The sequence below is a fragment of the Mesorhizobium sp. 128a genome, assembly GCF_053848025.1.
This window is the reverse complement of sequence record NZ_JBSPKY010000017.1, coordinates 16758-31486: the sequence shown is the minus strand read 5'-3', so window position 1 is coordinate 31486 and position 14729 is coordinate 16758. Positions and strand designations below refer to the sequence as shown.

General features: G+C 63.8%; 14 protein-coding genes. 8 read left to right on the top strand and 6 right to left on the bottom strand.

Going from position 1 to position 14729, the window contains the following annotated elements:
- Positions 1-11 precede the first annotated feature (11 nt).
- A complete protein-coding gene (locus ACWTU9_RS24885) occupies positions 12-1226 on the top strand; it encodes an NAD(P)/FAD-dependent oxidoreductase (RefSeq protein ID WP_455860606.1) in 1215 nt (404 codons plus the stop codon).
- Between the two features lie 47 nt (positions 1227-1273).
- Here ACWTU9_RS24885 and ACWTU9_RS24880 read toward each other — a convergent pair whose 3' ends face one another.
- Positions 1274-2449, bottom strand: a complete 1176-nt coding sequence (locus tag ACWTU9_RS24880; protein ID WP_455860605.1) for an MFS transporter — start codon at positions 2447-2449, stop codon at positions 1274-1276.
- Between the two features lie 97 nt (positions 2450-2546).
- Complete coding sequence (locus ACWTU9_RS24875) at positions 2547-2777, bottom strand: DUF1127 domain-containing protein (protein WP_455860604.1); 231 nt, start codon at positions 2775-2777, stop codon at positions 2547-2549.
- 121 nt (positions 2778-2898) lie between these two features.
- On the opposite strand from ACWTU9_RS24875, the gene ACWTU9_RS24870 reads away from it, so the two are divergent.
- Positions 2899-4416 (top strand): winged helix-turn-helix domain-containing tetratricopeptide repeat protein, encoded by a 1518-nt coding sequence (locus tag ACWTU9_RS24870; RefSeq protein ID WP_455860603.1) that lies wholly within the window; start codon positions 2899-2901, stop codon positions 4414-4416.
- A 171-nt stretch (positions 4417-4587) separates the two neighbouring features.
- Here ACWTU9_RS24870 and ACWTU9_RS24865 read toward each other — a convergent pair whose 3' ends face one another.
- The 4 genes from ACWTU9_RS24865 to ACWTU9_RS24850 form a co-directional block, all read right to left on the bottom strand.
- Positions 4588-5688, bottom strand: a complete 1101-nt coding sequence (locus ACWTU9_RS24865; protein WP_455860602.1) for an alcohol dehydrogenase family protein — start codon at positions 5686-5688, stop codon at positions 4588-4590.
- 8 nt (positions 5689-5696) lie between these two features.
- A complete protein-coding gene (locus tag ACWTU9_RS24860; RefSeq protein WP_455860601.1) occupies positions 5697-7076 on the bottom strand; it encodes an aminotransferase in 1380 nt (459 codons plus the stop codon).
- 32 nt (positions 7077-7108) lie between these two features.
- Positions 7109-8602: an NAD-dependent succinate-semialdehyde dehydrogenase gene (locus ACWTU9_RS24855; RefSeq protein WP_455860600.1), complete on the bottom strand. Its 1494-nt coding sequence runs from the start codon at positions 8600-8602 to the stop codon at positions 7109-7111.
- Positions 8603-8731: 129 nt separating this feature from the next.
- The gene (locus ACWTU9_RS24850) at positions 8732-9223 is read right to left on the bottom strand and encodes an Lrp/AsnC family transcriptional regulator (protein ID WP_455860599.1); all 492 of its coding nucleotides are present in this window, start codon (positions 9221-9223) and stop codon (positions 8732-8734) included.
- An 81-nt stretch (positions 9224-9304) separates the two neighbouring features.
- On the opposite strand from ACWTU9_RS24850, the gene ehuR reads away from it, so the two are divergent.
- The 6 genes from ehuR to eutA all read left to right on the top strand — a co-directional run bounded on the left by ehuR (position 9305) and on the right by eutA (position 14729).
- On the top strand, positions 9305-10690 hold the full coding sequence (ehuR, locus tag ACWTU9_RS24845) for a MocR-like ectoine utilization transcription factor EhuR (RefSeq protein WP_455860598.1): 1386 nt from the start codon (positions 9305-9307) through the stop codon (positions 10688-10690).
- A gap of 123 nt (positions 10691-10813) precedes the next feature.
- Entirely contained in the window at positions 10814-11599 is a 786-nt protein-coding gene (gene ehuA, locus ACWTU9_RS24840) for an ectoine/hydroxyectoine ABC transporter ATP-binding protein EhuA (RefSeq protein WP_455860597.1), read from the top strand.
- A gap of 65 nt (positions 11600-11664) precedes the next feature.
- Complete coding sequence (gene ehuB / locus ACWTU9_RS24835) at positions 11665-12516, top strand: ectoine/hydroxyectoine ABC transporter substrate-binding protein EhuB (RefSeq protein WP_455860596.1); 852 nt, start codon at positions 11665-11667, stop codon at positions 12514-12516.
- Positions 12517-12588: 72 nt separating this feature from the next.
- On the top strand, positions 12589-13248 hold the full coding sequence (ehuC, locus tag ACWTU9_RS24830; protein ID WP_455860595.1) for an ectoine/hydroxyectoine ABC transporter permease subunit EhuC: 660 nt from the start codon (positions 12589-12591) through the stop codon (positions 13246-13248).
- 34 nt (positions 13249-13282) lie between these two features.
- The gene (ehuD, locus tag ACWTU9_RS24825; RefSeq protein WP_455860594.1) at positions 13283-13942 is read left to right on the top strand and encodes an ectoine/hydroxyectoine ABC transporter permease subunit EhuD; all 660 of its coding nucleotides are present in this window, start codon (positions 13283-13285) and stop codon (positions 13940-13942) included.
- A 7-nt stretch (positions 13943-13949) separates the two neighbouring features.
- Positions 13950-14729: an ectoine utilization protein EutA gene (gene eutA, locus ACWTU9_RS24820; RefSeq protein WP_455860593.1), complete on the top strand. Its 780-nt coding sequence runs from the start codon at positions 13950-13952 to the stop codon at positions 14727-14729.

Genomic DNA, 14729 nt, shown 5'->3' with positions numbered 1-14729 from the left:
TGGAGACATTGGTGGCACGCAAACTCGACCTGCGCAGCGGCCGGCCGGTCTGGTTTGCCTATCGGGCACCCTCGGTGCCTACGGAAAAACTGACGCGCGATGTCAAGACCGACGTGCTGATCGTCGGCATGGGGATCAGCGGCGCCATGGCCGCCGAGACGCTGACCGCCTCCGGTCATTCGGTTATCTGTATCGACCGTCGTGGTCCGCTGCTCGGGTCGACCTCGGCAACCACCGCCCTGGTGCAGTTCGAGCTCGACCAGCCACTGACGAAACTTTCGGCAATGGTCGGGAAGGCCGATGCCGGACAGGCATGGCGGCGGTCGCGCCTGGCGGTATCCAACCTTAGCGGACGGATCACCGAACTCGGCATCGACTGTCGCCTGACACCATCGTCCTCGCTCTATTTGGCCGGCGATGCGCTCGACCCCTCTGCACTGCGCGATGAGGCAGAGGCACGCCGGCAGGTCGGCATTGGCGCAAGTTACCTGACCCGCAAGGCGCTCGCCGACGAGTTTGGTATCGATCGCGCCGGCGCCATCCTCAGCCACAGCAATCTTGCGCTCGACCCGCGCAAGCTGACGGCTGGCCTGCTGCTGAAAACCCTGCAGCGCAAGGCGCGTTTTTATGCGCCGGTGCAGGCGACGGCGATCGAGGACAGAAGCGATCAGGTCGTCGTCGCCACCAGCCTCGGTCCGACGATCACCGCGCGGCATCTGGTGCTGGCCACCGGCTATGAGCTGACTGACGTCATCCCGAAGACCGCGCACGGCGTCGTCTCGACCTGGGCGATTGCAACAGCACCGCAACCGAAAAACATCTGGCCGGACGCAGCGCTGATCTGGGAGGCGTCGGAGCCGTATCTGTATCTGCGCGCAACAGAGGACGGCCGCGTCATCTGCGGCGGCGAGGACGAGGAATTCACCGACGAGGCACGTCGCGACGCGCTGATCGCCGACAAGGCGAAACGTCTGGCGAAGAAACTGCATCGCCTGCTGCCGCGGCTCGACGTGAGGCCCGAATTCGCCTGGACCGGCTCATTCGGAACAACCGGCACAGGCATGCCCTATATCGGCGCCCTGCCCCGGCATCCACGCATCCATGCCGTGATGGGCTATGGCGGCAACGGCATCACCTTCTCGCAGATCGCTTCGGAGATCGTTGCCTCGGCGATCGGCGGCATCGAAGACTCCGATGCGAAGCTGTTTTCATTCAGCAGATCCTGATCGAGGGGGCCTCCGTTCGCCGAGCCGCCACTTTGGAATCGCTCTCGTCAGGTCGGCAGATTTGTGCGTCTCTGTGCCATCAGAAACACCACAAGCACACAGCACAGCAGGCCAAGCGAGGCTGGCAGCCCCTGATGTCCGGTCAGCTGCATTGCCAGTCCCGCCGCAGGTGAGCCGACGATGCCGCCTATGCCCCACACGAAGGCGAAGGCTGCATTCCCTGCGATCAAGGCTTGACCGGTGAAACGCTCGCCGAGCTGGATCAGAGACAGCGTGTAGATCCCGAACGAGACTCCGCCCCAGATGAAGAAGAGCGGCCAGATCAGCCACGTGTCGAAGAGCAACGGCAACAGCAGGCAACCGACGAGGCAAAGCAGGACACAGAACAGCATCATCCGCTTCGAGCCGAAGCGTTCTGCGGCGCGCCCGAGCACAATCTGCAGAACGGCATTGCCGGCGATGAAACAGGTGATGAGCGAAGCGATGCGCTGTTCCGCGCTGCCGAGTGCGGCGCCATAGACCGCGAACAGGGACAGCAGAACCTGCTCGAAGGCGGCAGCGGTGAAGACTGCGAACAAAAGCAGCGGCGCCAGCGCGAAGAAGCCGCCGACCGACACCGCCTCGCCCTCGAGCGGCATGTCGGGCAGCCGCTGCGAGACGGCAAGCACGATCAGGCCGCAGACCAGGAAGGCCGCGCTGCCTATCATAAAGGGCGGCCACCCCTGCGTGCCGACCAGGCCGAGCGACAGCGGGCCGAGTCCGAAGCCGGCCGAAACAATCGAGGAATAAAGGCCCATGATGCGGCCCCGGCGTGCGGCGGGCGTGATCGAAACCAGCCAGGTTTCGCTGATCACGTAAAGCGGATTGGCAAAGAAGCCGAGCAGGAAGCGCAGCGGCATCCAGGCCCAGACGTCCTGCGTCCAGGCAATCGCGATCAGCGCGGTTGCCGCCAGAATGGAACACAGGACCGCAAAGCGCGCCGCCCCCACGCGCCGGACCAGCCCCGGCGTGAAGAGCGAGGATACGATGAAGCCCAGTGGCGTCATGGCGGCGGAGAGGCCGATCAGGCTCGGTGTCGTCCCCTGCCGTTCCAGGATGAAGCTGAGCAGCGGATAGGTCAGCCCCTGCGCCACGGCGAAAACCGTGACGGTCGCGATGATACCGGCCATCGCGGCCGATGGGATGCGGCTCTCGCGGGGTGACGTCGCGTCTTCGGCGCTCATGCAGCTTTCGAAGCAAGATCGGTACATTCCGGCAAGTGCAAATACCGGCGAAGCGCCATGGCACGCTGAAATTGGCGAACCGGTTTCATCTGCGGCCTTACACTTCCCAAAAGCGCTTGACGATCTCGGCATCGACCTGGCGTCTGGTCAGGCCGATATCGTCGATCAGATGCGGATTGGTCTCCGCCATCTGCTTCAGGTCCCAGCGAAAGTGTATCCGTTCACGCCAGGCCGCAATCATGCCGCGCGGGCTCGTCGGGCTCCGGCGCGATGACGCCGCTGATTGTTCCGGCCAGGCTGCCGAAGCAGAAGCAAGGGTATCGTTCATGGCAACCTCCATTCGGTTTGAGAGCAAGAGCCCTCGGTAGGAGGCTGAACTGTGCAGCATGCGGACGGCGCCGTAATTAAGCGCAGCCAAATAGTTCTCAAAAGTTCCAAACCGGTTATAGATGCGCGCTATGCAAGGATCGCGCTTTGCCTTTGGTCCGTTCGTGCTTGATCCGGGTGCGGGAACGCTCCTTCGGGACGATGTCCCCGTCGCCGCCGGCCACCGCGGACTGCAGCTGCTGGCGGCGCTCGTCGCCCGGCCCGGCGAGATCCTGGCAAAGGCCGAGTTGATGGACGCGGCATGGCCAGGCACGGCCGTCGAGGAAGGCAACCTCACCGTCCAGATCGCGCAATTGCGCAAGCTGCTGGGTCCGGCCGCGAACGGCGGTGAATGGATATCGACGGTTCCGCGCGTCGGCTATCGCTTCATCGGCGCGATCGAACAGCTCGGCGATGCGAAGCGACAGGCTTTGCCGCTGCCCGCCAAGCCGTCGATAGCCGTGCTGCCCTTCGCCAATTTCAGCAACGACCCCGAGCAAGAAGCCTTCGCCGACGGGTTGACCGAAGACCTGATCACCGACCTGTCGCGGATAGGCGGCCTGTTCGTCATCGCGCGCAACTCGACCTTTGCCTACAAGGGCAAGGCGGTGGATGTGCGCGAGATGGCCAGGGAGCTTGGCGTGCGCTATCTGCTGGAGGGCAGCGCCAGACGTGCCGCGGGCCGTGTGCGCATCAACGCCCAGCTCGTCGACGCGCTGAGCGGCGAGCATCTGTGGGCGGACCGCTTCGATCGCGGCCTGGAAGATATCTTTGCCGTCCAGGACGAGGTGACGGCCAAGATCGTCGAGGCGCTGCTTGGCCGGCTGCGCGCGCCGCGGCCGCGCAACCGGCCGAGGAATTTCGAGGCCTACGATCTTGTCGTGCGGGCGCGAAAGCTGATCGACGATTCGCCGCAATCGGCGCGCGAAGCGCATCTGATGCTGACGCGCGCGCTCGCGCTCGATCCGGACTATGCCGAGGCCTGTCGCTGGCTTGCCATGAATCACTGGATGGGATGGGTGCATTGGGGCGACCCCATTGAGCCTGCCCGCCGCCTCGCCCTGGACCTGGCGCGCAAGGCCGTGGCGATCGATCCCAACGATGCCGGCTGTCACTGGGTGCTTGCCAACCTGCTTGCCTATGAGCGCAGATTCGACGAGGCGGACTCGGAATTTGCCAGGGCGTTCGAACTCGACCCGAACGAGGCCGATGCCTGGGCGACATTGTCCGACATCGCGGTGCTGGCCGGCCGCGTCGAAGAAGGCCTCGAATACATCCGCAAGGCGTTCCGGCTGAATCCGTTTCCGGCAAGCTGGTACTATCTGACACTCGGCCAGGCGCAATATGCGGCGCGCGACTATGAAGGCGCCGTCGAGACGCTGCGCCGGGACGAGACGTATAGGACAAGCTCGCGCCGCTTCCTGGCGGCAAGCCTTGCCCAACTCGGCCAGCTCGGCGCGGCGCGCGCCGAAGTCGACCTGTTCCTTGTCGCCAACCCGCATTTCACCACCCGCCACTGGGTCGAGACCGAGCCATTCCGCGACACTGCCACGCTCGAACATTTCGTCGATGGCTTCCGCAAGGCCGGCCTTCCGGAGTGACGGACCGGTCCGCGCTCGATCGATGACGCTGTGCCCGTACGATGCCAGCACGGTCGGCTCAGAATAAACTGGTCGACCAGCCCCTGGGCGACGAGGACTGGGGGCAAAGCGCGCTCCGCCAGGACAGCTCACGATGATTTTCTTACCCGCACGAAAGCCCGTCCTGCCAGGTCAGCTATTGATCCACATCGCGTCCGGCACGACCACCAGCTTGCCGACGAAATCCTTGGCCACGAAATCGGCCTGCGCCTTGTGGAAATCGGACAGTTTGTAGACACCGCCGACCAGTGGCCGGATTTTCTTCGCCTCGATATACCCAACGATGCGGCGGAAATCGGCGCGCGTGCCCTGGCTGGAGCCGTGCAGCTGCAACTGCTTGAGATACATGGTTCGTAGATCGAGCTGCACGACCGGGCCGGCGATGGCACCGGCGGTGGTGTAGCGGCCTTCAGGCCGAAGGATGCGCAACAGGTCGTTGAAGATCGCGCCGCCGACGAGATCGGCGACCACATCGATTGGTTGGCGGCCGGTCGCTTCATTCACAGCGGCCGGAAGGTCGGCGACGCCACGGGTAATGACGGCCTCGGCGCCGATGTCGCGCACCGCCTGCTCCTTGCCCTTGCCGACGATCGCATAAGGGATGGCGCCGCGCGCCCTCGCCAGTTGCACGATGCCTGAGCCGACGCCGCCCGAGGCGCCGGTGACAAGCACGCGCTCGCCGGCTTCGAGCCCGGCGCGCTCCAGCATCTGTTCGCCGGTGAGGTAGGCGCAGCAGAAGGTGGCGAGTTCGACATCGCTCATCTCCGTGTCGACGACATGCGCATTCTCGGCCGGCACCGCCTGGTACTCGGCATACCCCCCGTCGCGGCCATGGCCCATGTAGTCGATGTCGGCGAGTGAATCGTCGTCGCGGTTGTAGATGGAAAAGTCGACCATCACCCGCTCGCCGATACGGTCCGGCGAGACGCCTTCGCCGACGGCAGCGATGGCGCCGACCGTGTCGGTGCCCTGGATGCGCGGGAAAACAAGCGTGTTGCCTTGCCGCCGCCAGGTCGACACCGCGGCAGAATCTTCCTCCGTGCCATAGGCGCCCTGTCGCACCCAGACATCGGTGTTGTTCATCCCGCAAGCACTGACCCTGACCAGCACTTCGCCGGGCGCGGGCTCAGGCACTCTTACATCGGTGCGGTAGACAAGTTCTTCCGGTCCGCCATGCCCGGTGAGCAGCACAGCGGCCATGGTCGCGGGAAAGGTCTTGGTCATGGCATTCATCGTCGATTTCACAGATTGGCAAACACGCTGTTGACCGCATCGGCGGTCTTCGAAACGACGATGTCTGCTTCCTCGCGCGTCAGGCAGAGCGGCGGTGCGAAGCCGAGTATGTCGCCCTGCGGCATGGCGCGGCCGATGACACCGCTCGCGGCGAGCGCTGTCGCCACCTGCGGCCCGATCTTCTGTGCGGCATCGAAGAAGACGCGGTCGTCCTTGTCGGCAACGAACTCGATTGCTGCCAGCATGCCGTCGCCGCGCACGTCGCCGACGTGCTTGTGGCCGCCGACAGCCTTGGCGAGTTCGGTGCGGAAGTAGGCACCGGTTTCGCCGGCATTTGTCACAAGATCCATCTCGTCGATCAGTTCGAGATTGGCGACGCCGGCGGCAACGCAGATCGGGTGCGCCGCATAGGTCCAGCCATGACCGAGCGACCCCAGTCTGTCGGAACCCTGCACCAGCACCTGCCAGACCTTGTCGGCGACGATGACGCCTGACAGCGGCGCATAGGCCGAGGTCAGGCCCTTGGCGATGGTGATCAGGTCGGGCTTGATGCCGTAGTGGTCGGAGCCGAACATGGTGCCGAGACGGCCGAAGCCCGTCACCACCTCGTCGGCGACCAGCAGCACATCATACTTCTTCAGCACGCCTTGCATCTTTTCCCAATAGCCGGCGGGCGGCGGCACGATGCCGCCCGTGCCGAGGATCGGTTCGCCGATGAAGGCGGCGACGGTTTCGGGACCTTCAGCCAGGATCATTTCCTCGAGCTTGTCGGCGCAGTGCTGCGAGAACTGCTCCTCGCTCATCGAGCGGTCGGCACGGCGGAAATAGTACGGCGCCTCGGTGTGCAGGACGGGCGCGCGCGGCAGATCGAAGGCGTTGTGGAAGAGATCGAGCCCGGTCAGCGATCCTGTCATCACGCCTGAGCCATGATAGCCGCGCCAGCGTGAGATGATCTTCTTCTTTTCTGGCCGTCCCAGCACGTTGTTGTAGTACCAGATCAGCTTGATGTTGGTTTCGTTGGCATCCGAACCCGAGAGACCGAAATAGACCCTCGACATGCCTTTCGGCGCGCGGTCGATGATCATCTTGGCCAAGGTAATCGAGGCCTCAGTGCCGTGGCCGACATAGGCGTGGTAATAGGCAAGGTTCCTCGCCTGGGTGGCGATGGCGTCGGCGATCTTCTGGCGGCCATAGCCGACATTGACGCAATAGAGCCCGGCAAAGGCATCGATGCTCTTCTTGCCATTGTTGTCCCACACGGTGACTCCCTCACCACCGGCCATGATGCGCGTCGGCGATTCACCGCGTGCGTGAGTGCCCATATGAGTCGAGGGATGGAAGAAGTGGTCGCGATCCCAGGCGTTGAGTTCGTTGGACTGGTCGAGCATCTTTTGACTCCTTGAGATATGGCCGTACGGACTTAAGCGACGTCCAGGCAGAGGTACTTCAGATCGGTGAAAGCTTCGAGCCCGTGGCGCGAGCCTTCGCGGCCGATGCCCGATTGCTTGACGCCGCCGAACGGGATCGGCGCACCGGTGATCTTGACACGGTTGACGGCGACCATGCCGTAGTCGAGCGCGCGGCCAAGGCGCTGTTGGCGGGCTCCGTTCTCGGTGACGACATAAGCGACGAGGCCGTATTCGGTGGCGTTGGCGCGGGCGATGACCTCGTCCTCGCTGTCGAAAGGCGTGACGGCGGCGACCGGCCCAAAGGTTTCCTCGCGCATGATCAGCGCTTCGTCAGTGACATCGGCCAGCAACGTCGGCTGGTAGAACAGCGGCCCTGCCTGATGCCGCTTGCCGCCGGTGACGCAGCGCGCTCCATGAGCGATGGCGTTGGCGACCTGTTCCTCGACCTTGGTGACGGCGCGCTCATGCATCAGCGGTCCGATGTCGATCTTGTCGGCAAGCCCGTTGCCGGTTCGCAGCGCCTCGATGCGCCTGGCAAAGGCGGCGCAGAAGCGGTCGTAGAGCGGGCGCTGGACATAGATGCGGTTGGCGGCGAGGCAGTCCTGGCCGGAGGTGGCGAATTTGGCCTCGATGGCAATATTCACGGCCTTGTCGAGATCGGCGTCGCCAAAGACGATCAGCGGCGCATGGCCGCCAAGCTCCATCACCAGCCGCTTCATCGTCGGCGCACTCTGCGCGGCGATCAGCCTGCCGATCTCCGTCGAGCCGGTGAAGCTCATGGCACGAACCCGTGCATCCTCGCCCATGCGCCCGACGATGACAGCAGCCTTGCCGGTGATGACATTGAAGACACCGGCGGGCAGGCCGGCACGCTCGCCAAGTTCAGCCAGCGCCAGCGCCGACAGCGGCGTCTCCGACGACGGATGGGCGACGATGGTGCAGCCGGCAGCAAGGGCTGCGGCCGCCTTGCGGGTCAGCATGGCCGAGGGGAAATTCCACGGCGTAACGACGCCGACGACGCCGAGCGGCTCGCGCCTCACCATCATTTCCGCATTCGGCAGATGGCTGGTAACGCTCTCGGCATTGAGGCGTTTTGCTTCCTCGGCATACCACTCGACGAAGGAGGCGGCATAGTCGATCTCGCCGAGTGACTCCCGCAGCGGCTTGCCCTGTTCCAGTGTCATCAGCAGAGCAAGGTCATCCTTCGCCGCAGTGATCAGTTCGAACCATTTTCGCAGGATTTTGGACCGCTCCTGCGGCAGCAGCGAGCGCCATGCCGGAAAGGCGCGCGAGGCGGCATCGATCGCCTTTGTCGTCTGGTGCGCGTCGAGCGCCGCGACAAAGGCGACGGTGGCGCCGGTGGCCGGATCGGTAACTTCAAAACTTTCCGCCGCTTCGCTCGCCGTCCAATGACCGTCGACATAGGCGAGTTCGCGCAGCAATCGGCGGTCGGCGAGGCGATCAAGCGCTTCGTGGCGATGCGAGCGGGCAAAATGAGCGGACATGGTCGAAGCCTCCCGGTTCGGACGATGCGGGAAGACTATCGGCCAGAAGCAGACAGAGAGACTGTTTGCATGGCTTGAAGGAGAGAGTGTCTCTCTATTGTGCCGTTCCGGCAGACAATCTCTCCGACCTCACGACGATGCGGGCACGAGGTCGGCGATGGGGAGAACGATCTCCTCCTTCACCGTCTTGGTGACGATGTAGGTGAAGTAGCGGTCGATACCGATCTCACGCTCGAGCAAGCCGTCGACCAGCCGCTGATAGGCGTCGATGTCTCGTGCCATCACCTTCAGCAGATAGTCGACGCCGCCGCCGACCGACCAGCAGGCGACGATCTCGGGGATATCGCGGATGACACGTTCGAAGCGGTCGAAATCGGCCTGGCGATGGCTGGCCAGCGTCACCTCCATCAGCACGGTGGCGACAGGCGCCACGACGCGCATGGCGATCCTGGCGTGATAGCCCGATACGATGCCGGCCTTCTCCAGCTTGCGCAGCCGCATCCAGCACGGCGTCGGCGACAGGCCCACCTGTTCGGCCAGCGCCAGCTTGGTGATGCGTCCGTCGCGCTGGATGGCGTCGAGGATTTTCAAGTCGATCGCGTCGAGTTTCGCTGATGTCATCGGCGTCCACTTTTTGTCGACATCACCATGATGTCGCATTATTTCGATTGTCAATTGCACTGATTTCGATCCTAATAAGTCATGACATTATGGCAACCCGATCCAGCGCTGCTTCGCCGGCCAGCCTATCAATCGCTGGCCGACCAGTTCGCGCGCGCCATCCATGACGGGCGGCTGGCCAATGGCGCCCGGCTGCCGACGCATCGAAGGCTGGCCGACAACCTGAAACTGTCGGTGCAGACGGTCAGCCGCGCCTATGAGGAACTGATCCGGCGGGGACTGATTTCCGGCGAGATCGGCCGCGGCAGCTTCGTCCAGACGCAGCGCCGCGAACCGGAACCGCCCTATCTGCCGGAGCGCCTCGGCGAAGTCATCGACCTCTCCATCCTGAAGCCGGTCTGCGAGCCGATGCATCTGGAGCGGCTGAAGCAGGCCTTGGGTTGGCTCGCCGAAAACCTGCCGTCCAGTTCGGCGCTGTCGTTCCGGCCCAACATGGTGTTTCCGCGCCACCGTGCGGTTGCGGTGGATTGGCTGAAACTGTGTGGGCTGGATGTCTCGGCGCAGAATATCAGCCTGACCAACGGCGCCACCGCCGGAATGACAGTGACGCTGATGAGCGTCGCGCCGCCCGGCTCAACCGTCGCCACTGAAGCAATTGGCCACCACACGCTGGTGCCGCTGGCGCGCTATCTGGGCTTCAACCTCGAAGGCCTGCCGATCGACGGCAACGGCCTTATCCCCGAGGCGCTGGACGAGGCCTGCCAGCTCTCGGACATTCGCGCGGTGTTCGTGCAACCTTCGGTGATCAACCCGACGGCGACGCTGATGGACGCACGTCGGCGCGAAGAGATCGCCGCGGTCGCGCGCAAGCATGACATCGCCATCATCGAGAACGATGTGCTGGGACCGCTGGTCGAGGAACGACCGCCGCCGGTCGCGGCTTTCGCACCGGAGCGCACGCTCTACGTCACCTCCTTCACCAAGATCACCGTGCCTGGCCTGCGCATCGGCTATCTCGCGGCGCCCGACCGCTACGTTGCCGCCGTTGCCAACCGGCATCTGGTGTCGAACTGGATGGCGACGCCGCTGGTGGCCGAGATCGCCACCAAATGGGTGGCCGACGGCACCGCGATGGAACTGGTCCGCTGGCAGCGCGCGGCGTTGCGGCGCCGCCAGGACATCGCTGCCGAAGTGTTGGCCGGCGTCGACTATCGCGCCCGGCGCGACGGGCTGCATGTCTGGCTGCAACTGCCCGCCGACCGCGCCGAGGAAAGTTTTGTCGCCCAGGCCCGCTTGCAAGGCGTGGCAATCGCGCCCGGCATCTCCTTCCGCATTTCCGACGCACCCTGGCATCCGGCCGTACGCATTTCACTGGGCTCGACCACCGAAGGGGAACTGCGCACCGGCCTCGGCGTTGTCACCAAGCTGTTGCTTGGCGATCCGGAGCATCTGCTGCTCGCGATCTGAGCGGAAATTGCCCTGAAATCATGCAATGTGGAAATATTGTCATGATTTTATTTTCCCAATTGACATGATTTGGCGCGTTCCGCATCGTTAGGGGCACAGGCTTCTCCAGCAGGGGAAATTCATTTGTCCGCACCCATCATCAAGGTCGACGCCATTTCGAAGAGCTTCGGCTCGTTCAAAGTGCTCGACGGCCTGTCGATGCAGGTCATGCCCGGCGAGAAGCTGGCGCTGATCGGCCCGTCCGGCTCCGGCAAGACGACGATCCTGCGTATTCTGATGACGCTGGAAAAGATCGATGGCGGCCATATCCAGATCGATGGCGAGCAGCTCTACCACATCGAGCGCAACGGGCAGCTGCTGCCCGCCGACGAGCGGCATCTGACCAAGATGCGTCAGAAGATCGGCATGGTGTTCCAGCTGTTCAATCTGTTTCCGCACAAATGCGTCATGGACAATGTCACCCTAGCGCCGATGCTGACCAAGGGCACGCCGCGCGCCGCCGCCGAGAAGCGAGCGATGGAACTGCTCGATATGGTCGGCATGGCCGACAAGGCGAAGTCGATGCCGGCGCAATTGTCCGGTGGCCAGAAGCAGCGCGTGGCGATCGCGCGCGCGCTGGCGCTGTCGCCAAAGATCATGCTGTTCGACGAGGTGACCTCGGCGCTCGATCCGGAGCTGGTCGAAGAGGTGCTCAACGTCATGCGCAAGCTCGCCGCCGAGACCGACATGACCATGCTGCTCGTCACCCACGAGATGGGCTTCGCTCACGACTTCGCCGATCGTGTGCTGTTCTTCGACCGCGGCAGGATCGTCGAGGAGGGCAAGCCCGATGAGATTTTCCGCCATCCCAAGCAGGAGCGCACGCAAGGCTTCCTGAAGAAGATCATCGCGGCCGGACATCGTGTCTGACCGCTTTGCGGGGCAAAAGACCGCCCCAGACAAAACCAAGACAAGAAAACAAGGAGTTGGGAACAATGAAGAAACTTGGCATTCTGGCCGGCGTCGCCGGTCTCGCACTGACGGCGGTGCTGGCCACCTCAAGCACCGGTTCGGCTGACGACAGCAAGCTTGAGCAATTGAAGGCGCAAGGTTTTGCGCGCGTCGCCATCGCCAATGAGCCGCCCTATACGGCGGTCGCCGCCGACGGCAAGGTTTCTGGCGCGGCGCCGGACGTGGCGCGCGAGATCTTCAAGCGTCTCGGCGTCGGCGACATCGTTGCGTCGATTTCGGAGTATGGCGCGATGATCCCCGGGCTGCAGGCCGGCCGCTTCGACGTCGTCACCGCCGGCCTGTTCATGAAACCGGAGCGCTGCGCGGCGGTCGTCTATTCCGAACCGGTGCTGTGCGATGCCGAAGCGATGCTGGTCAAGAAGGGCAATCCGAAGGGCTTCAAGAGCTACGAGGACGTCGCCAAGGACACGTCAGCCACGATCGGCGCGCCCGGCGGCGGCACCGAAGAGAAGCTGGCGCTCAACGCCGGCGTGCCGCGCGAGCGCGTCATCGTCGTGCCCGATGGCCAGAGCGGCCTGAAGATGCTGCAGGACGGACGTATCGACGCCTATTCGCTGCCCGTCCTGTCGATCAACGACCTTGTCAAGAAGGCCAACGATCCGAACCTCGAAGTCATTGCGCCAGTGCAGGGCGCGCCGGTCTATTGCGACGGCGCCGCCTTCAAGAAGGGCGACGAAGCGTTGCGCGATGCCTTCGATGTCGAGCTCGCCAAGATGAAGAAATCCGGCGAGTTCGCCAAGATCATCGAACCCTACGGCTTCTCGGCGGCGGCCGCGATGTCGACCACGCGCGACAAGCTCTGCGCCGCGAAGTAGCGCGCTCCTCTTTCCTTCTCCCCGTTCACGGGGAGAAGGACCCAAGAACGCCAACGTGGAACCTCTCGCAGAATGACCCAGTGGTCCGGCTATCTCGGCCTGATATTGCAGGGAGCGCTTGTTACCATCGAGCTGACGCTGATGGGGTCGGTGCTCGCGCTGATCATGGCCTTTCTCGCCGGCTTGGGGCGCGTGTCGCGCTTCTTTGCGCTGCGCTGGCTGGCCACCACCTATATCGAATTCTTCCGCGGCACCTCGATCTTCGTGCAGCTGTTCTTCGCTTATTTCGTGTTGCCGTTGATCGGCCTCGAACTGACCCCGCTGCAGGCCGGCGTGCTTGCGCTGGGCCTCAATGTCGGCGCCTACGCGGCCGAAGTGGTGCGCGGCGCCATCCAGTCGATCGGCCGCGAGCAATATGAAGCCTGCATCGCGCTCAATCTCGGCCGTTGGCAAGGCATGCGCCACGTCATCCTGCCGCAAGCGCTGCTGATCATGCTGCCGACCTTCGGCAACAACGCCATCGAGCTGCTCAAGGCCACGTCCGTGGTGTCGCTGATCTCGCTCGCCGATCTCACCTTCCAGGCGCAGGTCGTGCGCTCGCAGACCGGCAACACGCTGGTGCCCTTCACCGCCATCCTGATCATCTATTTCGCGCTGGCGCTGATCATTTCCTGGGGCGTGCGTTCGCTGGAACGCCGTATGGCGCGCGGCCTCGATGGGGTGCGCGTCTGATGGCCAATGCCCTTCTAATGAATTGGGCCCTCTGATGGAATGGGACTGGAACTTCGTTTGGGAAATCATGCCGACGCTGATCCAGGGCGTGAAGATCACCATCCTGGCGACGCTGCTTGGCTCTCTGCTGGCCGCCATCGTCGGGCTGGGCATCGCATTGGCGCGCCGCTCGCCCAACAAGGTGGTGTCACGCACCGTCGGCTGGGCGGCTGAATTCATCCGCGGCACGCCGCTTCTGGTGCAGCTCTATTTCATCTTCTACGTGCTGCCCGATTTCGGCATCCTGCTGCCGCCGCTGGTCGCCGGCGTCATCGGGCTCGGCCTGCACTACGGCACCTACACGGCGGAAGTCTACCGCGCCGGCATCGACAACGTGCCGCGCGGCCAGTGGGAAGCTGCCAAGGCTTGCAATCTGAGCGCCACGCAGACCTGGACCAACATCATCATCCCGCAGGCCATCCCGCCGATGATCCCGGCGCTGGCCAATTATTTCATCGCCATGTTCAAGGAGACGCCGTTGCTATCGGCGATTACCGTGCTGGAGCTGATGAACCAGGCCAAGAGCGTCGCCAACACCTACTATCGCTACATCGAGCCGATCACGCTGGTCGGCGCTTTCTTCCTCGTCATCAGCCTCTTTTCCGTCGTGCTGCTGCGCTGGCTGGAACATCGCTACGGCAAGATCGAAAGGTAACCCTGAGATGAAACCGTTGCCCGAAATCAGGCAGATGCCGACAAGGCCGGCACTCGACGCGCGTCCGCTGGAAAAGCGCGTCGGCCTGATCATCCTTGCCACCGACCACACCAGCGAACCGGATTTCCGCCGCATGGTGGCGAGCGAGCGGCGCGGCGTCTATGTCGCGCGCATTCCCTACAAGAACCCGACGACGCCCGAGAACCTTCGCAAGATGCAGCCGGAGCTGGCGGCGGCTGCGGCATTGATCCTGCCCGACGAGACGCTCGACGCCATCTGCTATTCCTGCACCTCGGCCTCGGTGGTGATCGGCGATGCCGAAATCGAAGCCGCCATCCAGTCTGCCAAATCAGGCGTTCCCGTCGTCACGCCGCCGATGGCCGGCGTGCGCGGGCTGAAGGCACTGGGCGCGAAGAAGATCAGCATCCTCACCCCTTACACCGTTGAAACTTCCAGGCCGATGGCGGCATACTTTGCGGCGCGCGGTTTCGATATTGTCAGCTTCACTTGCCTCGGTTTCGAGGACGACCGCGAGATGGCGCGCATTGCGCCGACAGCGATTGTCGAACTCGCACGCGAGGCTATGCATGCTGAGGCCGAGGCGCTGTTCGTGTCCTGCACGGCGTTGCGCGGTGCGCTCGCAATCACCGGCATGGAGGAGGCGATCGGCCGTCCTGTGGTGAGCAGCAATCAGGCCAGCGCCTGGAATTGTTTGCGGCTGTGTGGCGACGAGCCATCCCTCCCCGAATTCGGCCGCCTGATGACGCTGCCATTGCCGCGCGATTGA

What these genes read in the sequence shown, in the direction of transcription:
- ehuB (WP_455860596.1), top strand. Translation starts at nt 11,665, where the DNA reads ATGAAGAAACTTGGCATTCTGGCCGGCGTCGCCGGTCTCGCACTGACG.
- ehuD (WP_455860594.1), top strand. Translation starts at nt 13,283, where the DNA reads ATGGAATGGGACTGGAACTTCGTTTGGGAAATCATGCCGACGCTGATC.
- ACWTU9_RS24865 (WP_455860602.1), bottom strand. Translation starts at nt 5,688, where the DNA reads ATGAATGCCATGACCAAGACCTTTCCCGCGACCATGGCCGCTGTGCTG.
- ACWTU9_RS24875 (WP_455860604.1), bottom strand. Translation starts at nt 2,777, where the DNA reads ATGAACGATACCCTTGCTTCTGCTTCGGCAGCCTGGCCGGAACAATCA.
- ACWTU9_RS24850 (WP_455860599.1), bottom strand. Translation starts at nt 9,223, where the DNA reads ATGACATCAGCGAAACTCGACGCGATCGACTTGAAAATCCTCGACGCC.
- ehuC (WP_455860595.1), top strand. Translation starts at nt 12,589, where the DNA reads ATGACCCAGTGGTCCGGCTATCTCGGCCTGATATTGCAGGGAGCGCTT.
- eutA (WP_455860593.1), top strand. Translation starts at nt 13,950, where the DNA reads ATGAAACCGTTGCCCGAAATCAGGCAGATGCCGACAAGGCCGGCACTC.
- ACWTU9_RS24880 (WP_455860605.1), bottom strand. Translation starts at nt 2,449, where the DNA reads ATGAGCGCCGAAGACGCGACGTCACCCCGCGAGAGCCGCATCCCATCG.
- ACWTU9_RS24855 (WP_455860600.1), bottom strand. Translation starts at nt 8,602, where the DNA reads ATGTCCGCTCATTTTGCCCGCTCGCATCGCCACGAAGCGCTTGATCGC.
- ehuR (WP_455860598.1), top strand. Translation starts at nt 9,305, where the DNA reads ATGACATTATGGCAACCCGATCCAGCGCTGCTTCGCCGGCCAGCCTAT.
- ACWTU9_RS24860 (WP_455860601.1), bottom strand. Translation starts at nt 7,076, where the DNA reads ATGCTCGACCAGTCCAACGAACTCAACGCCTGGGATCGCGACCACTTC.
- ACWTU9_RS24870 (WP_455860603.1), top strand. Translation starts at nt 2,899, where the DNA reads ATGCGCGCTATGCAAGGATCGCGCTTTGCCTTTGGTCCGTTCGTGCTT.